The sequence below is a fragment of the Nocardia abscessus genome, from assembly GCF_015477775.1.
Taxonomy (GTDB): Bacteria; Actinomycetota; Actinomycetes; order Mycobacteriales; family Mycobacteriaceae; genus Nocardia; species Nocardia abscessus_A.
This window is the reverse complement of the sequence record NZ_JADLQO010000002.1, coordinates 1,025,027-1,047,840: the sequence shown is the minus strand read 5'-3', so window position 1 is coordinate 1,047,840 and position 22,814 is coordinate 1,025,027. Positions and strand designations below refer to the sequence as shown.

The 22,814-nt window shown below is 69.0% G+C and carries 27 protein-coding genes; 9 read left to right on the top strand and 18 right to left on the bottom strand.

What is annotated here, in order from left to right; translation table 11 throughout:
• Nucleotides 1-67: 67 nt before the first annotated feature.
• The gene (locus tag IU450_RS10525; RefSeq protein ID WP_195149501.1) at nt 68-1,135 is read left to right on the top strand and encodes an ADP-ribosylglycohydrolase family protein; all 1,068 of its coding nucleotides are present in this window, start codon (nt 68-70) and stop codon (nt 1,133-1,135) included.
• A 4-nt stretch (nt 1,136-1,139) separates the two neighbouring features.
• Here the strand turns inward: IU450_RS10525 and IU450_RS10520 are convergent, their stop codons facing one another.
• Nucleotides 1,140-2,039, bottom strand: coding sequence for a LysR family transcriptional regulator (locus IU450_RS10520; RefSeq protein ID WP_195149500.1), 900 nt, complete (start codon nt 2,037-2,039; stop codon nt 1,140-1,142).
• Nucleotides 2,040-2,194: 155 nt separating this feature from the next.
• On the opposite strand from IU450_RS10520, the gene IU450_RS10515 reads away from it, so the two are divergent.
• Complete coding sequence (locus tag IU450_RS10515) at nt 2,195-3,658, top strand: MFS transporter (RefSeq protein ID WP_324197611.1); 1,464 nt, start codon at nt 2,195-2,197, stop codon at nt 3,656-3,658.
• A 29-nt stretch (nt 3,659-3,687) separates the two neighbouring features.
• Here the strand turns inward: IU450_RS10515 and IU450_RS10510 are convergent, their stop codons facing one another.
• Together IU450_RS10510 and IU450_RS10505 are read right to left on the bottom strand one after the other, a co-directional pair.
• Nucleotides 3,688-3,966 carry a hypothetical protein gene (locus IU450_RS10510; RefSeq protein ID WP_195149499.1) on the bottom strand — a complete coding sequence of 93 codons (279 nt, stop codon included), beginning with the start codon at nt 3,964-3,966 and terminating at the stop codon, nt 3,688-3,690.
• Between the two features lie 18 nt (nt 3,967-3,984).
• The gene (locus IU450_RS10505; protein ID WP_195149498.1) at nt 3,985-4,200 is read right to left on the bottom strand and encodes a hypothetical protein; all 216 of its coding nucleotides are present in this window, start codon (nt 4,198-4,200) and stop codon (nt 3,985-3,987) included.
• Between the two features lie 437 nt (nt 4,201-4,637).
• Between IU450_RS10505 and IU450_RS10500 the strand changes: the two genes are divergently transcribed.
• Complete coding sequence (locus IU450_RS10500) at nt 4,638-4,946, top strand: hypothetical protein (protein WP_195149497.1); 309 nt, start codon at nt 4,638-4,640, stop codon at nt 4,944-4,946.
• 41 nt (nt 4,947-4,987) lie between these two features.
• Here IU450_RS10500 and IU450_RS39590 read toward each other — a convergent pair whose 3' ends face one another.
• The 6 genes from IU450_RS39590 to IU450_RS10475 form a co-directional block, all read right to left on the bottom strand.
• Nucleotides 4,988-5,941, bottom strand: coding sequence for an alpha/beta hydrolase family protein (locus IU450_RS39590; RefSeq protein WP_324197610.1), 954 nt, complete (start codon nt 5,939-5,941; stop codon nt 4,988-4,990).
• Between the two features lie 98 nt (nt 5,942-6,039).
• A complete protein-coding gene (locus tag IU450_RS39585) occupies nt 6,040-6,432 on the bottom strand; it encodes a DUF6463 family protein (RefSeq protein WP_228834214.1) in 393 nt (130 codons plus the stop codon).
• Nucleotides 6,432-6,977 (bottom strand): TetR/AcrR family transcriptional regulator, encoded by a 546-nt coding sequence (locus IU450_RS10490; RefSeq protein WP_195149495.1) that lies wholly within the window; start codon nt 6,975-6,977, stop codon nt 6,432-6,434. Before IU450_RS10490 ends, IU450_RS39585 begins: the two co-directional genes overlap by 1 nt.
• On the bottom strand, nt 6,974-7,573 hold the full coding sequence (locus IU450_RS10485; RefSeq protein WP_195149494.1) for a DoxX family membrane protein: 600 nt from the start codon (nt 7,571-7,573) through the stop codon (nt 6,974-6,976). The genes IU450_RS10490 and IU450_RS10485 overlap by 4 nt, the downstream gene beginning before the upstream one ends.
• Entirely contained in the window at nt 7,570-8,016 is a 447-nt protein-coding gene (locus IU450_RS10480; RefSeq protein ID WP_195149493.1) for an ABA4-like family protein, read from the bottom strand. Before IU450_RS10480 ends, IU450_RS10485 begins: the two co-directional genes overlap by 4 nt.
• A complete protein-coding gene (locus IU450_RS10475) occupies nt 8,013-8,975 on the bottom strand; it encodes a hypothetical protein (RefSeq protein ID WP_324197609.1) in 963 nt (320 codons plus the stop codon). The genes IU450_RS10480 and IU450_RS10475 overlap by 4 nt, the downstream gene beginning before the upstream one ends.
• A gap of 108 nt (nt 8,976-9,083) precedes the next feature.
• On the opposite strand from IU450_RS10475, the gene IU450_RS10470 reads away from it, so the two are divergent.
• Nucleotides 9,084-9,743 (top strand): MerR family transcriptional regulator, encoded by a 660-nt coding sequence (locus IU450_RS10470; RefSeq protein ID WP_195149492.1) that lies wholly within the window; start codon nt 9,084-9,086, stop codon nt 9,741-9,743.
• Nucleotides 9,744-9,803: 60 nt separating this feature from the next.
• Nucleotides 9,804-10,370: a type 1 glutamine amidotransferase domain-containing protein gene (locus IU450_RS10465; protein WP_195149491.1), complete on the top strand. Its 567-nt coding sequence runs from the start codon at nt 9,804-9,806 to the stop codon at nt 10,368-10,370.
• A 23-nt stretch (nt 10,371-10,393) separates the two neighbouring features.
• Here the strand turns inward: IU450_RS10465 and IU450_RS10460 are convergent, their stop codons facing one another.
• Entirely contained in the window at nt 10,394-11,065 is a 672-nt protein-coding gene (locus IU450_RS10460; RefSeq protein ID WP_195149490.1) for a TetR/AcrR family transcriptional regulator, read from the bottom strand.
• A 111-nt stretch (nt 11,066-11,176) separates the two neighbouring features.
• Here IU450_RS10460 and IU450_RS10455 point away from each other — a divergent pair, with 111 nt between their 5' ends.
• From IU450_RS10455 to IU450_RS10445, 3 genes are all read left to right on the top strand, one after another.
• Complete coding sequence (locus IU450_RS10455) at nt 11,177-12,322, top strand: acyl-CoA dehydrogenase family protein (protein ID WP_195149489.1); 1,146 nt, start codon at nt 11,177-11,179, stop codon at nt 12,320-12,322.
• A gap of 145 nt (nt 12,323-12,467) precedes the next feature.
• Nucleotides 12,468-12,932 (top strand): PaaI family thioesterase, encoded by a 465-nt coding sequence (locus tag IU450_RS10450; protein WP_195149488.1) that lies wholly within the window; start codon nt 12,468-12,470, stop codon nt 12,930-12,932.
• A gap of 681 nt (nt 12,933-13,613) precedes the next feature.
• Nucleotides 13,614-13,943 carry a transglycosylase family protein gene (locus tag IU450_RS10445; protein WP_174189259.1) on the top strand — a complete coding sequence of 110 codons (330 nt, stop codon included), beginning with the start codon at nt 13,614-13,616 and terminating at the stop codon, nt 13,941-13,943.
• 209 nt (nt 13,944-14,152) lie between these two features.
• On the opposite strand, the gene IU450_RS10440 is transcribed toward IU450_RS10445, so the two are convergent.
• The 8 genes from IU450_RS10440 to IU450_RS10405 form a co-directional block, all read right to left on the bottom strand.
• On the bottom strand, nt 14,153-14,893 hold the full coding sequence (locus IU450_RS10440; protein ID WP_195149487.1) for an SDR family NAD(P)-dependent oxidoreductase: 741 nt from the start codon (nt 14,891-14,893) through the stop codon (nt 14,153-14,155).
• Nucleotides 14,890-16,059 (bottom strand): thiolase family protein, encoded by a 1,170-nt coding sequence (locus tag IU450_RS10435; protein ID WP_195149486.1) that lies wholly within the window; start codon nt 16,057-16,059, stop codon nt 14,890-14,892. The genes IU450_RS10440 and IU450_RS10435 overlap by 4 nt, the downstream gene beginning before the upstream one ends.
• Before the next feature lie 100 nt (nt 16,060-16,159).
• Nucleotides 16,160-17,209: an ABC transporter ATP-binding protein gene (locus IU450_RS10430; RefSeq protein WP_195149485.1), complete on the bottom strand. Its 1,050-nt coding sequence runs from the start codon at nt 17,207-17,209 to the stop codon at nt 16,160-16,162.
• Nucleotides 17,206-18,018, bottom strand: coding sequence for a molybdate ABC transporter permease subunit (gene modB, locus IU450_RS10425; RefSeq protein ID WP_195149484.1), 813 nt, complete (start codon nt 18,016-18,018; stop codon nt 17,206-17,208). The genes IU450_RS10430 and modB overlap by 4 nt, the downstream gene beginning before the upstream one ends.
• Nucleotides 18,015-18,791: a molybdate ABC transporter substrate-binding protein gene (gene modA, locus IU450_RS10420; protein ID WP_195149483.1), complete on the bottom strand. Its 777-nt coding sequence runs from the start codon at nt 18,789-18,791 to the stop codon at nt 18,015-18,017. Before modA ends, modB begins: the two co-directional genes overlap by 4 nt.
• 6 nt (nt 18,792-18,797) lie before the next feature.
• Nucleotides 18,798-19,196 carry a TOBE domain-containing protein gene (locus IU450_RS10415; RefSeq protein WP_195149482.1) on the bottom strand — a complete coding sequence of 133 codons (399 nt, stop codon included), beginning with the start codon at nt 19,194-19,196 and terminating at the stop codon, nt 18,798-18,800.
• 90 nt (nt 19,197-19,286) lie between these two features.
• On the bottom strand, nt 19,287-19,994 hold the full coding sequence (locus tag IU450_RS10410) for a class I SAM-dependent methyltransferase (RefSeq protein WP_195149481.1): 708 nt from the start codon (nt 19,992-19,994) through the stop codon (nt 19,287-19,289).
• Nucleotides 19,995-20,019: 25 nt separating this feature from the next.
• Complete coding sequence (locus tag IU450_RS10405) at nt 20,020-21,291, bottom strand: PucR family transcriptional regulator (RefSeq protein ID WP_195149480.1); 1,272 nt, start codon at nt 21,289-21,291, stop codon at nt 20,020-20,022.
• 276 nt (nt 21,292-21,567) lie between these two features.
• On the opposite strand from IU450_RS10405, the gene IU450_RS10400 reads away from it, so the two are divergent.
• Nucleotides 21,568-22,704, top strand: coding sequence for an esterase/lipase family protein (locus IU450_RS10400; protein ID WP_228834212.1), 1,137 nt, complete (start codon nt 21,568-21,570; stop codon nt 22,702-22,704).
• Nucleotides 22,705-22,814: the final 110 nt, after the last annotated feature.

Sequence of the window (22,814 nt, the reverse complement as noted above, 5' to 3'; positions counted from 1 at the left end):
CGATGTCGTGTGGCACCTGTGGCGTGTGTGCCCGGATGGTCGATGATGGTGTGTCGTGGTGGATTACATGACGGTCTTCGACCGAGTCCGGGGGTCATTACTGGGTGGGGCGGTCGGTGACGCGCTCGGGTGGCCTATCGAATTCCTGCGGTTGGAGCAGATTCGCGGGCGATACGGCGACGACGGTGTGACGGGCTTCCTGCCTTCGCGTGACAAGGGGGCGCCGCAGCAGATCACCGATGACACCCAGATGACCTTGTTCACCGCCGAAGCGCTGTTGCGTTCGGCGCCGGGCGCCGACCCGGTGCGGGCCGTGCACCGAGCGTATCTGCGCTGGTTGCACACTCAGCTGCGGAACGAGCCCGCGGTCGAGGTCGACGGCTGGCTGGCGAGCCTGCCGTTTCTCTACGCGGTGCGTGCACCGGGCAACGCGTGCATGTCCGGATTGAAACGGCAAGCGCGGGAATATCTCCCGCCGCGCCCGCTCGGGGCTGTGGGTCGGGTGAACCCCGAGTCGAAGGGATGTGGCACGGTCATGCGGTCCGCGCCGTTCGGGCTGATCGGCGCGGGGCCCGAGCGCGCGTTCACCATGTCCGCGCGGGCAGCGCAGTTGACCCACGGACATCCCACCGGGTACCTCGCCGCCGGTGCGTTCGCGGCACTGATCGATCGCGTGACGAGTGGAACCGAGCTCTCGATCGCCGTGCGGGAGACGATCGCTCAGCTCACCGATCTTCCCGCGAGTGCGGAAACCGTGGCGGCACTGACCCGCGCCGTCGAGCTGTCCGAGCAGGCGGTCTCCGCCGAGCAGGTCGAGTTGGTCGGCGCAGGGTGGATCGCCGAGGAATGCCTGGCCATCGCCGTGTATTGCGCCCTGCACGCGGCCAGGACCGGCGACGTGCGCGCGGCGCTGCTGCTGTCGGTGAACCATTCCGGCGACTCCGATTCCACCGGTGCGGTGGCGGGCAATCTGATCGGCGCCGTGCACGGTGTCTCCGGATTGCCGCAGGAGTGGGCGGCCGCGGTCGAGGGGCGCGACGTGCTGGTTCAGGTCGCCGACGATCTGGTCATGAATTTCGGGCTCGGCGACCGTTCCGGGCTCGCCGCCCGCTATCCCGCCGACGAGGGTTTGTGAAACGTCACTCCGGCGATCGCCGGCACACGTCGAGCACACAGCCGCGCAGCCATCGGTGAGCCGGGTCCGACTGGAGCCGGACGTGCCACAGCAACGACACCGTCACCTCGGGAGCGCGGAAAGGCAAGGCGAACGAGTGCATGCCGTGCCGCAGGATCGTGGTGTGCCGCTGCGGGACCGTCGCGACCAGGTCCGACGCGCGTGCCAGCGCTAGGGCGGCACTGAAGCCGTCCACGACGGTCACGACGTCCCGTCGGTGGCCGGTGGGGTGCAGCGCCTCGTCGACCAGGCCCTCGTCCGAACCGCGCCGTGAGATGTTCACGTGCCGGGCGGAGGCGTAGCGGGCCGTCGTGACCACACCGGTGGTCAGCGGATGCTCGCCGCGCACCACCCCGATGAACCGGTCGGTGAACAGCGGTGTGCTCGCGATGTCCGCGGGCAACTCGCGCTCGATGACTCCGGTCTCCAGGTCGACGCTGCCATCGCGCAGCGGCCCCGTGTCCTTCTTCGTCTTCTGCACGAACCGCAGTCGCACACCCGGAGCGGCGCGGCCCACATCGGCCACCAATTCGGGTCCGAACCGCTCCACGAACCCGTCGCTGCTGCGCACGGTGAACGCCCGCGCCAGGGCGGCCAGGTCCAGCTTCTCGGCCGGTCGAAGCACCTCTTCGGCCTCGTGGACCAGGCCGCGCACGCGGTCGCGCAGTTCCACCGCGCGCGGTGTGGGCACCAGCCCGCGCCCGGCCCGCACGAGCAGCGGGTCACCGGTGGCCCGGCGCAGCCGCGCGAGTTGGCGGCTCATCGCCGACGGACTGAGGGCGAGCCGTTCGCTCGCCCGGGTCACGCTGCCCTCCTCGAGCAGTACATCCAAGGTGACCAGCAAGTTCAGATCGGGTCGAGCCATGCCCACACCCTCGCACAGAACCTGCGTGACATGGCGTTCGGTGCACAAATAACTTTCCATTTGTGCGCCTTCCGCCAGGTGAGAACCGGACCTACCGTCCATTACGGCACCCCCTGACGGAAGAGGTCATCGTCTTGAAACCAGCGGAATCAGTCGTGCGGACATCACCCGCGCCCCGTCCACCGTCGTCCTGGAGCTTGCTCGCGCCGGCACTGTCGATGCTGCTGCCCTCGCTGAGCATCAGCATCGCCAACGTCGCGCTGCCGACCATGGCGGCGGCGTTCGACGCTGCCTTCCGCGACGTCCAGTGGGTCGTGATCGCCTATCTGCTCACCACGACGACACTGATCGTCGGCGCGGGCCGGCTCGGTGACATCGCCGGTCGACGCCGCCTACTGCTCGTCGGTATCGGCCTGTTCACGGTGGCGACCCTGCTCTGTGGTCTCGCCCCGAATCTCGCCTTCCTGGTCGCCGCCCGCGGCCTGCAGGGAGCGGGCGCCGCGTGCATGATGGCGCTGACCATGGCCTTCGTCGGCGACATCGTCCCGAAGGAGCGCACCGGCAGCGCCATGGGACTGCTCGGGACGATGTCGGCGGTCGGCACCGCGCTGGGGCCCTCCCTCGGCGGAATCCTCATCACGGCCTTCGGCTGGCGTGCGATCTTCCTCGTCGTCGTGCCGCTCGGGCTGCTCACGCTCTGGCTCACTGCCCGTGTGCTGCCCGCTTCCGCGTCCGAAACGACCGGTGCGCCAGCACGTTTCGATGTGCTCGGCACATTGCTGCTGGCCGTCACCCTCGGCGCCTACGCGCTGGCCATGACGATCGAGGGGACGCCGTTCGACCCACTCGGCATCGGGTTGCTCGGCTTTTCCGCGGCCTGCCTCGGACTGTTCGTCGTCGCGGAGCGCCGCGTCTCGTCCCCACTGCTCACCCTCGCGATGTTCCGCGATCCCGTCATGGCCGCGGGCCTGACCACGAGTGCGTCGGTCTCGACCGTCATGATGACCACCCTCGTCGTTGGGCCGTTCCACCTCTCCCGTGCCTTGCACCTCGACCCGGCGCTCGTCGGACTGGCGATGTCGGCCGGTCCGGTCGTGTCCGCGCTCACCGGTGTGCCAGCGGGGCGCGCCGCCGATCGCTTCGGCGTCGGGACCGTGATCGTCGTCGGGCTCGGCGGCGTCATCGGCGGCACCACCGCGCTCGCGGTGCTGCCCACGTCCGCAGGGGTCATCGGATACGTTCTGCCGCTGGTGATCACGACTTGCGGCTACGCGCTGTTCCAAGCGGCCAACAACACGGCGGTCATGAAGGATGTCGCCCCGGGGCAAAGGGGCCTGGTTTCCGGCATGCTGAACCTGTCGCGCAACTCAGGCTTCATCACCGGCGCGTCGGTCATGGGAGCGGTCTTCGCTTTCGCCGCGGGTTCGGGCGATGTCACCACGGCTACGCCGGAGCAGGTGGCGCGAGGGACGCACGGGACCTTCGCCGTCGCAGCGCTTCTCGTCGCCCTCGGACTGGCGATCGTCCTGGCGCTGCGGATGCGACGATCCCCCTCCCGCCCACCCAGCGGCGGGGGTTCCTCGGCCGTCGGCGCGGAAGGGGCCGTCGCGTCGTCCTGACAGGAAGGCGCGCGTGCGGTTCCTCTCGATCACGGCAATAGTTGACGAACAAGGGTGTCGACGGCCCAGCCCTCCCAGTCCCGGCTGCTCCAGCCCCGGTGGTGGACGAGTAGGCGGTAGGTCTCGGGCGCGAGGACGACCAAGGCGATATCGGCGGCGCGATCGGGGTCGATCCCTTCGCGCAGTGCGGTTTTGGCGGCGAGCGCCGCCGCGAGGCGGTGCTGCACGGTGTGCCGCTGGGCGATACTGGCCTGCCACAGTTCGGCCAGCTCCGCGTCGGTAGCCGCGGCCGAGCGGACGGTCTCCACGATTGCGGCTGCTGTTGATCACCGTGGTGGAGGGTGGCCGTCGATCTTCCTGATCAATCTGCCCGTCGGGCTGCTCGCGCTGGCGCTGCTGCGCGCACTGCCCGCGGACTCCGCGAGCACCGCGACGGCGGGAAGACTCGATGTGCCCGGCGCGCTCACCGGAACCGGCGCGCTGCTGATCATCGGATACTCGATCGGGGCGTGGGGCGATCCGGACACCCGGACGCTCGCCACCGCGCTCCTCGTCCTGGGTGCGGTCCTCTTCGCAGGCTTCCTGGTCATCGAGCTGCGCAGCCCGCACCCGCTGATGCCGTTACGGCTGTACGCGATTCGTCAGGTGAGCGGTTCGTCGGCTGTGAACGCGCTCGTCGGCGCGGCGCACGTGCCCGCCTTCGCCCTGCTCGCGCTCTATCTGCAGAACACCCAGGGCAACAGTCCGACGGCGTCGGATCTGGCGGTACTGCCGGTAGCGGTGGTCGACATCGTCGTCTCCCGCACCTTCATCCCGTTCCTGCTCGCGAAGATCGGCCCCCGCGGTGTCCTGGCCGCCGGAATGGCGCTGCAGACAGCGGCGTTGGCGTGGTTAGCCCGGTTGCCCGAACAACACCTCCTACCTGATCGACGTACTGCCAGGAGCGATCGTTTTCGGCATCGGGTTGCCTGCCGCGTTCGTGGGTGTCACTGTTCCGGCCGTCACGGCGGTCGACGAGGCGGATCGCGGCATCGCCGCGGACGTCGTCAACACGGCGCAGCGGGTGGGCTCCGGAATCGGCGTCACGGCCGTGCTCCTGCTGGCGCAGACGGTGACCGAAAGGGCAGGCGGCTCTTCGGTCGACGGAATCCGAGCGGGCTTCGCCGCCGCGGCCACCTTGGCACTGCTCGGCTGCCTTCTCACGGTCCTGGTACTACGCGTACCGGGTGCCGATCCGGGTGCCGAAGCCGAACCGCCCGCCGACGCCGTGGCCGAGGAGGCGAAGTGAGCTTCGTCCGAAGTGAGCACCCGTCTGGCCTGGACCTCCGATTACGCGCCGAGCGCAGCGGCCAGGTGGGGCCAGGAATCGTGCAGGTCGGTCTCGAATTGCCCCCAGGTGTGCGAGCCCTCCGAGCGGTTGACGTGAGTCGCCGGTAGTCCGAGCTGCTCGAGGCGATCGGCGAAGGCCGCCGTGCAGGAACTCGCGATCGCCTCGATCGGCGGGAAGGGCAGACCGCCCCGGTCGATCGGGCCCGGAGTGCCGGAAGCGGCCGACAGGTAGATGGTCTTCCCGGCCAGGGCGGCCGCGTTGGCGAAAGCGTCGTGCGCCCGCCAGATCGCGTCGCCCGGTGATCCCCACATGTTGGCCGGGTTGCCTCCGCCGCGGATGACCTGCGCGGAGACCATCGCCGCACCCGCGGCGTCCGCGGCCCAGGGGCACCCGCTGTAGGCCGCCACCGCGTCGTACACCTCGGGCGCCTGGATCGCGAGATCGATCGCGGAGGCGGCGCTCATCGACACCCCGGCGATCGCGTTGCGTCCGGTCGTGCCGAGTTCGGCGTCGAGCGTGGCAGGCAGCTCGCGCGTGAGATAGGTCTGCCAGCGATTGCGCCCGACCGCCGGATCGTCGGCGAGCCAGTCGGTGTACATGCTGTAGGCGCCGCCGACCGGCATCACGACGTTGACGCGTTTGTCGGCGAAGAACTCTCGGACATCGGTGTCGTCCCACCACGAGATACCGTCGACCCCACCCCCGATCCCGGTGAGCAGATACAGCGTGGGGGCGGGACCGCCGCCCGCCGCGCGGATCACCCGATTGGTGACCACCCGGTCCATGGACGGGGAATAGACATCGATCTGCGAGACCGAGCCGCCGAGTGGAACCTCCCCGACCACGCGCCCACGCGCGGGTTCGGCTCCGGCAGGATGAACGGAAAGGACGGACACCGCCACAGCGGTCGTCAGCGCGCTGACGAGCGCGCCCAAAAACTTAGAAGCACTCACTATTCCGTTGTACCCACCCCGGGGCGCCGTACTCCGGCCGTCGACGCGAATTCGGTTGCTGCGGGGGAGTTCCGGGCTTCGCTCGAACTGATCGAGCGTTACCGGCCCGGCTGCACCGGACGGTACGCGGCGGCCAGTGCCACTGCGCCGATGGCGAGCATCAACCAGCCGCCGGTGATCGGGAAATAGATGAGGGTCAAGGGGATTCCGATCGCGATCAGGCACCAGCCCACGTGGGCCGGGACGCGGCCGGTGGCGGTGAGCGCGTTGCGGGTGAGGGCGCCGATGGACAGCATCGCTATGCCGCACATCATGAACCACACGCTGGCGTCGCGGGCGAAGTAGCTGGGATCGGTGGTGTCGGACGCGGTCGCGAGGAATCCTCCGGCCGCGATGCCGGACCAGTCGTTGGGCTGGATGAACGCGTACACGAAATGAATTGCCGCCGTGACGAAGATGAGGCGGGGTACCCATGGGCCGAGTGCGGGCATCAGTTCTCCTTCCGAATGGCCATCCGCAGCACCAAGGCGTAGATATCGGCGATGTCCTCGGTGGGCAGCGGAGGAACGACCTGTTGTGCGCCGACCTGTGCGAGGTAGAGCAAGCGCGCCAGAAGCCGGCTCTCGTCGTCGTTGTCGGCGATGTCGCGCAACAGCGACTCGAGATATTCGACCCGTCTCCGGTCCACGCGCTGCTGGATCAGATTGACCTGCGGGTCTTGCGTCGCCCAGGCGCGCATGGCGATTTCCACCGCGTTGTCCGCGTCCTGGCCCGCGAGCACCAGTTCCGTCAGCAGGGCCAGCTTGTCGGCCGCGGGGATGTCGCGCTGTTCGGTTTCGGCGATGTAGCGACCGGTGTACTCGGTCTCGAAGTGGTCGAGCAGGTCGGTCCGGTAGCCGGACAGGCCCCGGAAGTGGTGGTAGAACGACCCTTTCGTCAGATCGAGGTCGGCGCACAACCGCTCCACGGTGAGCGCCCGTGCCCCGTCCTCGGCCAGCACCGCGAACCCGGCGTCGAGCCAATCCCGCTTGCTCATCCGACCTCCTCGGTCCTGACCGAACATACCATACCGTATGGCATGTCGACCGGGCAGGCCACCCAGTGGTTCGGAGTGCTGTCCGCGTGACTGCCCAGGTCTCGCCCGTCTCGTCGTGGGAACCGCAGGACTCCGGCCGCCCACAGGGCGACGCCGATGTACAGCGCCTGTTCCGGGATGCGTGCCCACAGCGGTGTCGCGGGCGCGCCGTTGAACGGGACGTCGGAGACGGCCACGTAGATATTGGCGGGCAGCATCACCACGAACAGGGCGGCGAGCCCGAGCCCCGCGGGCCGGCGCGTTCTGGCCAGGAACAGGCCCACCGCGCCGAGCAGTTCCAACAGACCCGTCAGGTAGATCATCAGTCCGGGGAACGGGACGAACGGCGGCACCATCGGGAGGAAATCGGCATGGGTCGGAGCGGGGGACCCGGCGAACGCCTCGGGAAGGAAATGCGTTGTGCCGGTCATGATCAGCATTACGCCGAGGGCGTAGGCGCCGCAGGTGGGCCAGGCATCGAACCGGCGCGCGCCGAGCGCGCCTGCCGTGCGCAGCAGCAACAGGGTGGTCAGCAGAACGATGAGGGTTTCCATCATGCCTCCGTGGCGAGGGCCCGGTCGGGCGCCGGTTTCGTGGTGAGTCGGACGAGCAGGTAGAGCAGGACGCCGATCGGCGCGAACAGGATGGTGAGCACGAGCAGCGGGCTGATCAGCAGTGGTGAGCGGCCGCTCGCCCGGCTGTCCTGATAGATCCAGCGTCCGAGGAACAGGTCGAAGGCCACGAAGTGGGCCCACGCCGCCGCGGCCCCGGACTCCTGGCCGAGCACTTCTCGCAGCCCTGACAGTTCTGGGTCGACGAGCGCCGCGGCGAACGAGCCGAACTCGGGCGCGATCAGCACCGCGTAGATGATCAGGGGCGGCAGGCAGATGAGCGGTGACGCGACCATCGCCGCGGTCCGCCGCCACCGCGGCGCCAGGATCATCAGTGCCCAGAACGGCGCGGCGAACCAGAAGGTGAGGTCGAACAGCACTTCCGTCATCGGCTCGCCCCGATCGGGAGTTCGTACACCGCAACGTTTTTCGGCCGCACTGCCGCCGCTGTGGAAACGGCTGCGCCGAGCGCGACGGCGGCGAAGGCCAGTAGGGTCGCCGCGTCGGGGTGGACCACCGACTGGCCGCGCAGCGCCTGCCAGGTCAGCACCGCGAGCAGCGCGGCGTAGGTCGCCGCGGCGATCACGACGAGCCGTCGCCTGACAGCCGCCGACCGCAGGGCCGGAATCCGTCGCGACCCGTACTCGAGGGCGAGCAGCAGCAGCGGAAGCACCTGCAGCGCATGCATTCCGATGAAATGCGGAACGCGCAGATCGCCTCCGGCCGTACTCCAACCCAGGATGGGCAGTCCGGGTCCGCCGTCGGGAAGCCCGACGGTGTGAGCGCCGCTGATCGAGCCGCCCTCCACGCGCTGTTCGGGCGTTGCCTGCACCATCAGCATTCCGAGCGCGGCGCCCGCGAGCGACAGCACGGTGCCCGAGCGGATCGCGGCATTGCGGGCGGGGTCGGTGGCCGGGTCGACGAACAACGCGGCCGACGCGATCAAGGTGGCGAACCAGACCACCACGATCGAGGAACCCATGATCTCCCACAGCGCCGCGTTCAACGGCGTCGTGAAATTGAAGTGACTGGTCGTGCCCCGCACGATCTGGGTGGTGATGACGACCAGCTCGAGCGCCAGGCCGAGCGCCGCGACCGTGCCCGCCCACCAGGCTATGCGCCGCCAGCGCGTGAGCTGGGCGATCAGCCAGGCCCAGGTCACGGCGTAGATCAGGACGGAAAGGGCGAATTTGGCGGACTTCGCCCAGATCGGCAGTCCGGTCAGGGTGCGGTCGTCGACGATCATGCCGCCGATCGACCAGGCGACCAGCAGCGCCATCGCGACGGCGAGCAGCATCAGCGGGCGATGCCAGGACAGGGCGGGGAAGCGCGGAAAGAGGGTGGCCACGGCGCTGGACCTTTCGGAACTAGAAGTATCGATAGTTGCACTATCTATTCGAAGTATGGATAGTCGTACTATCCACTGTCAAGATGCCGCCCGAGCCCGAGGAATCCGATGCGGATCGCCGAACTCAGCCGCGCCAGCGGCGTCCCCGCCGCGACGATCAAGTACTACGTGCGGGAGGGATTACTGCCTTCCGGCGTGCGAACTCATCGCAACCAGGCCGAATACAACGACGCCCACGTCAGCAGGCTGCGGCTGATCCGGGCGCTGGTCGATATCGGCGGCGTGTCCATCGAAGCGGCCAAGGACCTGCTCGCCGCGCTCGACAGCGGCAGCCTGTCCGCCCGGGATTCACTCGGACGTGTGCAGTATGCGCTGGGTGGGCGTCGGTCACAGGTGGGCGGCGAGCAGCGGGAGGTCGCCGCCGAGGACGTCGCGGCACTGCTGGACCGGCGCGGCTGGCGCATCCACGACGAAAGCCCGGCGCGTGGCACCCTCGTCGACGTCTGCGCCGCGCTGCGCCTGCTCGGCCACGACGACGTGGTCGGCGCGATGGACGACTACGCGGCCGCCAGCGAAGCCATCGCGGCCACCGATATCGCCTTGGTCCGCACCGAGCCCGGTGTGGAGCGGATGACCGAAACCGCGATCGTCGGAACGATTCTGGGCGATACCCTGCTCGCCGCGCTGCGTCGCTTGGCGCAGGAACATCTGTCCAGCACGCTGCTGCCGCCGGACGACGCCGCGGAGCGTGGCCCCCGCGAGGTTTAGTCCGGCCCGCGCGCGGCATGCCGGAAACAGGACCAACCCGAGGCGAAAGGAGAGTCGCTCATGACCGATCAGCTGGATGGGACGCGGGTCCTGATCATCACCTCGAACACCGGGGTGGAGCGGGACGAACTGGTGGTGCCGCGCGACGAATTGCGTAAACGGGGCGCGCGAGTCACCCATGCCGCGCCGAAGCGCGAAGAGGTGCAGACCTTCCGGCACGACACGGACAAAGACGCGCTCGTGCAACCGGATACGTCGCTGCACGAGGTCTCCGTGGACGACTTCGACGTGCTCGTGGTGCCCGGCGGCACGGTGAACGCGGACAAGCTGCGGGTCACCGACCGGGCGATCGAACTGGCCAGGGAATTCGCGGGCGCGGGCAAGCCGATCGCCGCGATCTGCCACGGCCCCTGGCTGCTTGTGAATGCCGGACTGGTGGCGGGTAAGACGCTGACCTCGTACTTCTCGCTCCGGATCGACCTCGACAATGCCGGCGGCGCGTGGGTCGACGAACCGGCGGTCCGCTCCACCGAGGGCGGGTGGACACTGCTCACCTCGCGCAATCCCGGTGATCTTCCCGATTTCGTGCACGCCATCACGCGGGAAGTGGTTCCCGCCGCGCGCTGATGCCGCCACGCCGGATGTGCTGATCAGTTGCCCGGCAAGGGCTTTCGTGGGTCGATCGCGATGCCGAGATCGCGGAGCCGGTTGTCGATGAGCAGCCAGCATTCGGTGGTGAGGCGATCGACGAGGGCGTCCTCGGTGGTGTCGTGGTGCTCCAGCCACCACCGCACCGAAGCGTCGACCAGGCCGAGCAGCGCGACCACCACGCGATCGGCGGCCAGCGGGTCGGCCCCGAACTCCGGCAGGTAGCGAGCCGCGGCCGCGGAGATCTCGGCGGCGAAGGCGCTCCCGCCGACGCGCGGCTCGTTGCGGCCGCGCCGATAGTCGCGTCCGACCAGGAATCGATAGAGATTGGGATGCTCGGCGGCCCACCGGACGTGCTGGGCCAAGGGCGCCCGAATGATGTCCAGCGGCGTGCCGTGCACGGCCAGTCGCGCGCGGATCCGCTCGGTCAGATCGTGGTGCGCGTGCCGGGCCACCGCCAGGTCCAACTCTTCCTTGCTGGCGAAGTGCCGGTAGACGTGGGTTCTGGCCAATCCGGCGCGGTCGGCGATCCGGCCGGTCAGCGCGTGCGGGCCGTCCTCCTCGATCGCCGCGATCGCGGCTTGCACGATGGCTCGGCGGCGCTCGTCGCGGCCGGGCCTCGTGCTGGTGGAGCGCCGCGCGTCGGCGGTGTCCACCCAGGGTTGTCGTGCCACGGCGCTCAGCGTATCGGTCCGGGCAATCCGGTGGTACACCTTGTACCCGGCAGACGATTGGTACACACTGTACCCGTAACTGTCGGTATCAGACTTTCGCAAGGAACCCCGATGACGACCTACCGGTCCGCCTGGCTCGACGACGACCTGGACGCCCTGCGCGAGCTCGCCCGCTCGTTCTTCGCGAAGGAGTTGACGCCGAACATCGACAAGTTCATCGAGCAGCATCACGTCGACCGCGACTTCTGGACCAAGGCGGGCGCGCTCGGCCTGCTGTGCGCGTCGATCCCGGAGGAGTACGGCGGTGGCGGCGGCACCTTCGCGCACGAGGCCGTGCTCATCGAGGAACAGGCCAAGGCGTTCGACACCTCGTGGGGCGCCACCCTGCACAGCGGCATCGTCGCGCACTACCTGCTGCACTACGGCACCGAGGAGCAGAAGCAGCAGTGGCTGCCGAAGATGGCCAGCGGCGAGGTCGTCGGCGCGATCGCCATGACCGAGCCCGGCACCGGGTCGGACCTGCAGAACGTCAAGACCAAGGCGATCCGCGACGGCGACGAGTACGTGGTGAACGGCTCGAAGACCTTCATCACCAACGGCAGCCAGGCCGATCTCATCATCGTCGTCGCCAAGACCGACACCAGCGCGGGCGCCAGCGGCATCTCGCTGATCCTGGTCGAAGCCGACCGGCCCGGCTTCCGGCGCGGCCGGGTGCTGGACAAGGTCGGTCAGAAGGGGCAGGACACTTCCGAGCTGTTCTTCGAGGACGTGCGGGTCCCGGTGGCGAACCTGCTCGGCACCCAGGAGGGGCAGGGTTTCATCCAGCTGATGCAGCAGCTCCCGCAGGAGCGGCTGATCATCGCCGTGGGATCGGTGGCCGCGATGGAGGCCGCGCTCGAGCTGACGCTGCGCTACACCAAGGAGCGCCACGCCTTCGGCAAGCCGGTGTTCGCGTTCCAGAACACCAAGTTCAAGCTCGCCGAGGTGGCCACCGAGACCAGGGTGGCCCGGGTCTTCCTGGACGACTGCATCGTGCGGCATCTGCGGGGTGAACTGGACATCCCGACCGTCGCCATGGCCAAGTGGTGGACCACCGACCGGGCCGCGTCCGTGGCCGACGAATGCCTGCAGCTGCACGGCGGATACGGCTACATGACCGAATACCCGATCTCGCGGATGTGGACCGACAACCGGGTGCAGAAGATCTACGGCGGCACCAACGAGATCATGAAGGAGATCATCGCCCGAAGCCTCTGAGCGCCTGCGGCCGACAGTGTTGGCAAACTGCCAACACTCTGTCGGCGCGCGAATCCGACGGCCTACGCTTCGGTGAGGTCCACCGAGGTGGCCGTGGCAGAGACAACGAGGTGCTGGCCACCTCCGGCGTGAAGGGACGATTGCGATGAGCGACGTCGAGACTCCTCCGTTCAAGGACATCGTCAACGGGGCCTTGGAATTCACCATCCCGATCGCGCACAAGATGGGTGTCCAGGCGGTGGAGGTGCGGCGCGGTTTCGCGGCGACCTCGGTGCCCGCCGAGGGCAACGGCAACCACTTCGGCGTGATGTACGCCGGCGTGCTGTTCACCGTGGCCGAGATCCTCGGTGGCGCGATCGCGGTGGCGACCTTCGACAACTCGGCGTTCTATCCGCTGGTGAAGGACCTGCACATCTTCTTCCGCAAGCCGGCCAAGACCGACGTGCGGGCGGAGGCGACGCTGTCGGAGGAGGAGATCGCGCGCATCACCGCGGAGGCGGCGGCGAACGGCAAATCCGACTTCACCTTGCGGGCCGTGGTCACCGATACCGCGGGCGTGGTCGTCGCGGAAACCGAGGGGCTCTACCAGTTGCGGGCGCACGGGAAGTAATCCGAGTCGTTACCTGCGCCGATGGCTCCGGCCGTCGCCTTCGTCGGCGGTGGCCGTCGGTGCGTTCGTCGATCGGCGCCGCGGGGTCGAGGGTGATCCCGGCCCCGCGTGCCGACGGCTGTCGTGCCTGGTCCACGCCGGTTTCGCTACGCCCGGCGCGCGCCCGCCGCCTGCGTCGGCGATCTCGTGGCGGCATGCGCCGAGGTCACGAATCGGTCCCGCGCCGGGCTGTCGTCGCGCCGGGCGTAGTGGCGGCCGGTCCTTCGGTATGAAACGTAACGAGTCGGTCGCTGGGTTGCGTTCGTCGCGCGCCGGGCCGGTCGTCTGTCTACTACTGCAAGTCGTTGACCTGGGAAAATGCGACTCGTTTCACTATCAAACGGTGATCTCGAACACATAACGGTAGCATTACATCCGTACGGTATGGCCGATTTTCCGCCGATCGACCTGGGGTAATGACCACGAGTCTCGACCAAGGGTCAAACCTGGTGGCAAGTTATTCGAACGTGATCTGCCGCGACATCTCCGCTAACGTCGATCACGGCTCGGGGCAACACCGAGATCGAGCTCGAATCGCAGAACGCCGGAAACCCTGTCCCGCGGTTCGAGTGTCCACAACCTTCCTGGGGACAGGGGCGCGGCGAACAATTGCCGAGCCGGTGGGCGCAGGCGGGAAATCTCATGTCGCATAACCGTAAATTCACCACTCGTGTTCTCGGCTTCACCGCGGCTGTCGGCGCCTTCGTCGCCGTGCCGTTCGGTCTCACCACCGCCACCGCGTCGGCCCACAACTGGGACGCCGTCGCACAGTGCGAGAGCAGTGGCAACTGGTCCACCGAGACCGGCAACGGCTTCTCCGGCGGCCTGCAGTTCACCCAGAGCACCTGGGAGGCCAACGGCGGCACCGGCAGCCCCTCCAACGCCAGCCGCGAGGAGCAGATCCGCGTCGCGGAGAACGTGCTCGCGACCCAGGGTCCGGGCGCCTGGCCCGTGTGTGGCGCCTACCTCTGATGCGCAACCCCGGCGCCTATCGCATTTATGCGGTAGGCGCCGGGCTATTTTGCAGCTTTGCTATCGAACATCTGATATCGGTGCTCAGCGCGATGAATTAGACAATTCGGAATCGAATTGATCGAATCGAATCGGAATTCACCGGACGACGATTCGGCGCGCTTTGGCGAGACCGAACCGCCACATCGGTCGCTACCCGGTAACGGTGTTCAGGCGCGCCACAGCTGGTCGCCGGCTCGCGACAGCACGATGTTCGGCACCACCGCGTTGCGGGACAACCGGGTGATCGCCAGGACCATCTCGGCGACATCGCCGGGGGTGAGCATGGCGGACCGGTCGAGAACGTCGCGCTTCCACGCGGTCATGTCGGTGTCGACGTAACCGGGGGACACCGCGGTCGCACTGACGCCGTTCCCGGATTCCTCCAGCGAGACCGTCTCGCACAGCGAGATCAGCGCCGCTTTGGTGGCGCCGTAGGCGGCGAGGCCCGCCTCCCCGGCGACGCCGGTGATCGATGCGAGCGCGATGATCTTCGCGCCTCGCTCCCGGTCGGCGTCGGCGCTCTTGCGCAGCAGCGGAAGCGCGGCCTGGATCAGCGTGAGCGGCGCGCGGAAGTTCACGTCCAGCATGCGCTCGTAGGCTTTCGCGGCCAGATCGGCCACGTTCCCGGCCGTGCCGGTGCCCGCACTCAGCACCAGCGCGTTCATTCCGCCGAAGCGGTCCTCGTGTGCCCGCACCAGGGCGCGCACCTGCTCGAGGTCGTTCATCTGCGCGACCACCGGATGCACCTCGGCTCCCGTTTCGTCGCGCAGGCGGGCCGCGGTCTCCTCGAGGGTCTCGGCCGTGCGCGCCGCCAGGGTCAGGTGATAACCCTCGCCGGCCAGGCGGCGCGCCACCTCGGCGCCGATGCCGCGTGACCCGCCGGTGACCAGCGCGGTGCGGGCGCTCATCCGAGACGTTCGATGATCGTCGCGTTGGCCAGGCCACCCGCCTCGCACATCGTCTGCAGGCCGTACCGGCCGCCGGTCTGCTCCAGATGGTTGACCAGCGTCGCAAGGATGCGGGTGCCGGAGGCGCCCAGTGGGTGGCCCAGGGCGATCGCGCCCCCGCGCGGGTTCAGCCGGTCCGGATCGGCGTTCACCTCGTGCTGCCAGACCAGCGGCACCGGCGCGAATGCCTCGTTCACCTCGTAGGCGTCGATGTCGTCGATGCGCAGCCCCACCCGGTCCAGCGCCTTGCGGGTGGCGGGGATGACGGCCGTGAGCATCAGCAGCGGATCGTCGCCCACCACCGCGAAGGAATGGAATCGGGCGCGCGGACGCAAGCCGAGCTTCGCCGCGGCCTCTTCGCTCATGATCAGCGCGGCGGAGGCGCCATCGGTCAGCGGCGAGGAGTTGCCCGGTGTGATGGACCACTCGATCTCGGGGAAACGCGCGGTGTACTGGTCGTCGGCGAAGGCGGGCCGCAGCTCGGCGAGGCTCTCGCCGGTGGTGGCGGGCCGGATGGTCTCGTCCGCCGTCAGCGTGCCCGCGGAGACCAGTTCGTTGTCGAAACCGCCTGCCGCCGCGGTCTGGGCGGCGAGGCGATGCGAGCGGGCGGCGAATTCGTCGAGCGCGGTGCGATCGAACTTCCACCGGGCGCTGATCACCTCGGCGGCGATGCCCTGCTGCACCAGGCCGTCCGGGTATCGGTGCGCGAGCGGGCCGCGGTTGGCGTCCTTGCCCTGGCCATTGGAGAACATCGGGGCGCGGCTCATCGATTCGACGCCGCACGCGATCACGACGTCATAGGCGCCCGCGATGACACCCTGCGCCGCGAAGTGCGCGGCCTGCTGACTGGACCCGCACTGCCGGTCCACCGTGGTGGCCGGCACCGACTCCGGGAACCCGGCGGCCAGCGCGGCGGTCCGGCTGATGTTGAACGCCTGCTCACCGCTCTGCGTGACGCATCCGCCGATCACGTCGTCCACCACCGCGGGATCGAGGTCGTTGCGGGCGACGAGTTCGGCGAGCACGCCTGCCAGCAGGGTGGCCGGATGCACCTCCGACAGGCCACCGCCTGCCTTGCCCTTACCGGACGGTGTACGGACGACATCGACGATGACGGCGGACGTCATGGCCATCTCCGATCAGTTAAGTTAATGGTCAGCTAAGTTAATTGCCATTCTCGGCTAAGTTAACACGAATTCGCCACATCGGGCCATTCCGCCGGTTATCTCACGCGGGGTAGGTGCGGATTTCGGTGGCTTTGACCGCAGCCCAGAGTCGCATGCCCGGTAGAAGGCGCAGTTCGGCGACGGTGGCCGGGGTGATGTCGGCGAGCACCGACGGGGCGCCGTCGAGCCGGACCCGGACGGTGTGGGCGTGTTGCTCGATCGCGGCCACGGTGACCGGCCAGGTGTTGCGCGGGCTGCCCGACGGCGGCTGCGGGTGCAAACCGACCGCGGTCGGTGCGAAGGCGACGTGCACCGGCCCCTCGTCCGGCCCGGCGACGGTGAACGACCCTTCGGCGGCGAGGTCGACGGTGGTGCCCCGCGCCGTCCCGCGATAGAGGTTGAGGCCGACCAGATTGGCGACGTAGTCGGAGCGCGGCTGTCGCGCGACCTCCGCGGGCGGGCCCTGCTGCACCACGGTGCCGTGCTCGACGATCACCAAGCGGTCGGCCAGGACCATCGCGTCGAGCGGATCGTGCGTGACGAGCACGGTGTGCCCGGGATAGTCGGCCAGATGATGGGCCAGATCCGACCGAACCCGAAGGCGCGTGCTCGCGTCCAGCGCGGCCAGGGGTTCGTCGAGCAGCAGCAGCGCCGGGTCGGTGGCCAGTGCCCTGGCCAGCGCCACCCGCTGCGCCTGACCGCCGGACAGGGCGCGCGGCTTGACGCCGGCCTGCGGCGCCAGGCCGACGCGCTCCAACCAGTGCGCGGCGCGTTCGCGAGCCGCCGCCCGGCCGTGCCCGCGAGCGCGCAGTCCGAACGCGACGTTCTCCAGCGCGCTGAGGTGGGCGAACAGCAGGTAGTCCTGGAAGACGACGCCGATCCGCCGTCGCTCGGCGGGCACGAACGCTTTCGGCGGCGCGTCCCAGGTCTCGCCGTCGAGCCGGATCGAGCCCGCGGTGAGCGGGGTCAGCCCGGCCAGCGCCCGCAACGCCGTGGTCTTGCCCGCGCCGTTGGGGCCGAGCAGGGCGACCACCTCACCCGGCGCGACGGTCACGCGGAGGTCGAGCCGGAAGGACTCCCGGGTGATCCGCAGGTGCGCGTCCAGGGTCACGGCACCCCCCGGATCCAGCGCTCGCGCAGCCCGACGAGCACCGCCACCGAGACGCCGAGCAGCACCAGGCTCAGCACGATCGCGTCGTCCGGATCGATCTCCAGCGCCAGATAGACCGCCAACGGCATCGTGGTGGTCCGGGCGGGGAAGTTGCCCGCGAAGGTGATGGTGGCGCCGAATTCGCCGAGCGCCCGCGCCCAGCACAGCACCGCGCCCGCGACGATGCCCGGCAGCACCGACGGCACCGTGACCCGCCGGAACGTCAGCCAGCGCGACGCCCCGAGGGTCGCGGCCGCCTCCTCGAATCGCGGATCGGCCGCACGCAGCGCGCCCTCCACCGAGATCACCAGAAACGGCATCGCCACGAACGCTTCCGCGACCACGACTCCCGCGGTGGTGAACGGCAGCGACACCCCGAACCATTCGTACAGATACCGGCCGACCAGCCCCCGCCTGCCGAGCACCAGCAGCAGCGCGACGCCGCCGACTACCGGCGGCAGAACCAGCGGCACGGTGACCAGCGCCCGGATCACCCCGCTGCCCGGCACCTCGCCGCGCGCCAGCAGCCAGGCCAGCGGAATCCCGAACACCAGGCAGACCACCGTCGCCAGGCTCGCGCACAGCAGCGAAAGGCGCAGCGCCTGGCCGACTTCGGCGGCCGCCAGCCGCTCGGGCAGCGTCCGCCACGGTGCGCGCACCAGCAATCCCAGCAGCGGCACGAGCAGGAACGCCAGCGCGGCGACCGCGGGCAGCACCAGGACGAGCGGTCGTCGTCCCGCGGACGTCCGCCGCCGTGCCGAGCGGATCACGGGAGGTCGAATCCCGCCTCCGTGAACAGCGCGCGTGCCTGCTCGGAGCGCACGAACTCGACGAACGCGGCCGCCGCCGCGGCGTTCGGCGCGTGCGCCAGCGGTGCGATCGGGTAGTCGTTGACTGCCTTGTCGGCCTCCGGGAAGGTGATGCCCTGCACCTGGGCGCCGCCCGCCCGCACATCGGTTCGATAGACCAGGGCCGCGTCGACCTCGCCGAGTTTCACCTTGGTCAGGACCGCTTTCACGTCGGCCTCCCGAGTGTCCGGCCGCGGATCGACGCCTGCCACCTGGAAGACGGTCTTCGCCGCCGCTCCGCACGGCACCTGCTCGGCGCACAACGCGATCTTCGGTTCGGTCTTGCCGAAGTCGGCCAGGCCGGTGATACCGGCGGGGTTGCCCTTGGGCACCGCGATCTCCAGCCGGTTGCGCACGAACGTGACCGGCACGGCGGTGACCTCACCCTTGTCCACGACCTGCTGCATGTTCTTCGGCGCGGCCGAGGCGAAGACGTCCGCCGGGGCGCCCTGGACGATCTGTTGGGCGAGCGCGGAACTGGCTCCGAAGCTGTGGACCACCCGCACCCCCGGGTGTGCGGCCTCGAATCGTTTGCCGAGTTCGGTGAACGTCTCGGTCAGCGAGGCCGCGGCGAACACGGTGACGGTGCCGCCGATCCCGTTCGACCGGGTCGGCGCGGGCTCGGCCGAGCCGCACCCGGTCAACGCGACCGCGCTGACTCCGGCAACGGCCACCACGCTCAGCGATCGAATCATCTCTGGTCAACTCTCCGGTATCTCGACGACGACATGTGTCGATTTGACCGACGCCACCGCGACGCTGCCCACCTCGAGCCCGAGTTCGTCGACCGACTCCCGGCTCAGCAACGACACCAGGCGAAACGGTCCCGCCTGCATCTCCACCTGGGCCATCACGGTGTCCTTCACCACCCGCGTGACGATGCCGCGCAGGCGATTGCGCGCCGAGGCCGCCACGGTGACGCCTGGCTCCGGCGCCTCGGCGCCGGCGCGGAGGAACTCGGCGAGTTCCCGGCCGCTGACGCCCTTGCGCCCGCTGTCGAGCTGGAGGGCGGTCAGCTTGCCCTGATCGATCCAGCGCCGCACGGTGTCGTCGCTGACCCCGAGCAGCGCGGCTGCCTCACTGATCCGCAAATTCGACATGAGGAGCAGTTTATTTCCGCATCTGCGGAACGCAAGCTCGGCCCACCGATAGTGATCCAGCTGTCCACCGCGGCTTGCGAGCGGTGCGCGCTAGGCACCAGCGCCGACGGTCAAGCGCAGCATCGAACTCGCCCCGCGCTGGAACTCGAAATCGACGACCGCGATGTCCGATCGGACCCCTTCGCCGCGCAAAGCATCCCGGAGGCGTTCGAGGAGGTCGTCCAGGCGCCCGCCCGCATGATCGACGAGCGGGAACACCCGGACCTCACTACGGCTCACGCGCGCCAGCTCGCGCAGCGCCGCCAGGTGGAAATCGAAATCCAGCCGGTCGGAGTAGGTGAACAGCAGATGCGAGCTCAACACCAGATCGAACGAGCGATCGGGGAAGTCGAGCGCGGGGAGCGCACCGTAGCGGTAGCGCCGCGGGTTGGCGCGCAAATCTTCGGCGAACCGGTGCGCCGCGGTCTGTCGCAGCTGCCGATGGCCGTCGGGATCGCCGTAGAAGTCCCATACGTAGCGGTCGGCGGCGGCTGCCGTGTGAGCCGCGTTGCGGTCGAGTTCGGCGGCCGCGAGCGCGATCAGCTCCGGTGCGGGCAGGCGGTAGACCGGATCGACCGCTATCGCCCGCGCGCCGAGCTCGGCCGTCTCCGCCGCGAAACTCGCGGCGCCACCGGGGCAGTCGAGGATGTCGCCACGCAGGTCCTCGTCGTCGAGCGCGAACATGGCACGGTATTCCCACAGCGATCGACCGGTCAGCAGGTAGCCGCTCGCGTCCGCCGCATCGTGCTCGCCTTCCATGCGACGGACGGTAGCCAGAACCGGCTCACGGTGCGAGCGAGTTTCCGCCCGGGGTCCGGCCGGAGCCGGTCGGCCGGACCGGATACAGGCGTTGGATCGTCAGCGCGGCCGCCAGCAGCCGGGAGTCGTGCGGATCGGTGGGATCGACGCCGGTGAGTTCGGCGACGCGGCGGAGGCGATAGCTGAAGGTGTTGGGGTGCACGTGGATCTCGGCGGCCGCGGCCTTGCGATCGGAACCGTGCCGCAGATGCGCGTCGAGCGCCTCGAGCAGGTGCGGGCTGTCCAGGATCGGGGCGATGCGCTCGGCCAGCCGCGCGCGGGCGGTGCCCGGTCTGGTGAGCTGGTACTCCAGCAGCAGGTCGTCGAGCTGGTAGACGCCCGAGGGCCGGCCGAGCAGCCGCGCGAGGTCGGCGAGGTCGGTGGCTTCTTCGGCGGTGTGCGGAATGGCGTCTCTCGGCACGGACGGATATTCGGCCACGTAGACCGGAACTCCGAAGTGCTCGGTCAGTTCCGTGGCCAGCCGGGCGTGCCGGGTGTCGTCCGGCTCGGCGTCGGATGCGCTGGGCAGCAACGCGATTCCGGTCCAGCCGTCGAAGGTGGCCAACGCCGTCGTGCCGGCCAGGGCGTCCAGCGCGCGGTGCAGGATGCGGATGCGGCGGCGCCCGACGAGCGTCGCGACGGTACTGGGCTGATCGTCGTGCCTGATGTGGATCGCGAGCACCGTGTAGTGCTCGGCCAGGGCGGTGTCCGCCCGCGCCGCCAGCTCGGCGGTGGGCAGCCCGTGCAGCAGCGCCGAGCACAGTGCGCGGCGCGCCTCCCGTTCGGCGTTGTAGATGGACTGCTCGACGTCGGCGTAGGTCTCCACGACCGTGATGTTGATCTGCATCAGCAGGTCGAGCAGGCGGCTGCCGATCACGACGAGATCGTCGAGTTCCTCGCGGGAGGCCAGTGCGGCCGCCTCCTGCAGCACCGACTGCGCGGAACCGTGGATGGCCTCGATCAGCACGGGCAGCGGGAACCGGTCCTCGGCGTGCCGCTCGGCCACCGGGGCGACGAACGTCGCCACCTCGGCCTTGGTGAAGCTGCGCTGTTCGCCGATCGCTTGCAGCACCGCGCGGCCGCACGCGTAGATCGCGGGCAGCACCTCGGCCGTGAAATGTCCCTCCGGCAGGTCGGCGGCCGGCGGGGTGGTGCCGAGTCCCGCGGCGAGCATGCGCTCGGCGATCTGCGGCCAGCGGGTGAGCAACCGGGTGACGAGCGGGGCGTCACCGGCCACCGGGGACAACACGACGGACATGGGCCGATTGTTTCCGACCACAGAACCCGCGGCAAGGTCGTCGGCGCCGTCCCGTGAAATTTGGCTCGCACAACAATATCCGGCTGGAATGTTCTCCTCCGGGTGTAGTGACATCGCCGCGGGGCGCGCCCTACATTCGGAAAGCGGCTCTTCGATATGGCCCGGATCACATCTCTGCTTCGAATGTGGCGTGGGAAACATTATTCGGCGGTGTTCGATTCACCGCCGGGCCGCGTTCGTTCGGCGCGAATGGAAGTGAACTGGATGTTGGCAATAATGCACAACGCTCGGCGGGCGATTCTCGAGGCGGCGTTGATCGTGGGCGTGACAATGGCGGCCGCACTCGGCGGCGGGGTGGCGCACGCGCAAGAAGAGATCGAACCGACGCAGCAGGCGCTCGCGGACTACATCAGCGCGGGGCTGACCCCCGCGCCGGACGGCAGGCAGCCGCGCGCGATCGTGGACACCGGCAGCTCGTCGGGCTGGGCGACCAGCGTCGCTTCCGAGGCGTCCGGTGAGGGCCCGGAGATGTCGGCGTATCTGGCCGCGTTCGCCTATGGCCTGACCCATCCCGACTCCGCCCCGCCCGGCGCCAACCGCTGGAACTGCACTCCCACCGCCGAACACCCGCGGCCGGTGGTGCTGCTGCACGGCACCTGGTTGAACGCCTACGACACCTTCTCCTACTTGTCGCCGCGCCTCTCGCGCGCCGGACACTGCGTGTTCGCCTTCAACTTCGGGCGATCCGGCCTGCTGCAAGGCGGCGGGCTTGGCCCGGTCCTGCCCGGGCGCTACGGCGTCGGCCGAATGGAGGATTCCGCCGCGCAATTGCGTGACTTCATCGATCGGGTGCTGGCCGCCACCGGGGCGCAGGAAGTCGACATCGTCGGGCATTCCCAGGGCGGCACGGTCGCCAACCACTACCTGAAATTCGAAGGCGGCCAGGGCAAAGTGGGCAGGCTGGTGAGTCTGGGCGCCACCCACCACGGCACCTCGCTGATGGGTATCGCGACGCTGGGCCGGATCATCAACAACCTGGGCGTCAATATTCTGGGTTTCTACGAGCCGCTGGTCGGAATCGCCAATATCCAGCAGGCGGTGGGGTCGTCGTTCTACGCCAGCTTGAACGCCCAGGGCGACACCGTGCCCGGCGTCGCCTACACCTCGATCGGTTCCCGGCACGACGAGGTCACCAACCCTTATCAATGGACGTTCCTGCAGGCGGGTCCGGACGCGACGGTGGACAACGTCACCCTGCAAGAAGGGTGCGAGCAGGATATGTCCGATCACCTGACGATGATGTATTCCCCGCGGGCGGCATCGATCGTGCTGCACGCGCTCGATCCGGTCGCGCATCCGTCGCTGGAATGCACGTTCAATCCGTGGATGATCGGCGGCAACGGCAGCTTGTGATCCGCGCTGTCACTGCATCGGGGCGAGAATTCGCGAGCGTCTAATTGGCGCCCGGGACAATTCTTTTCCCGCCACGACATTGGTTGGCTGGAATACGGGCGCCACGCGCC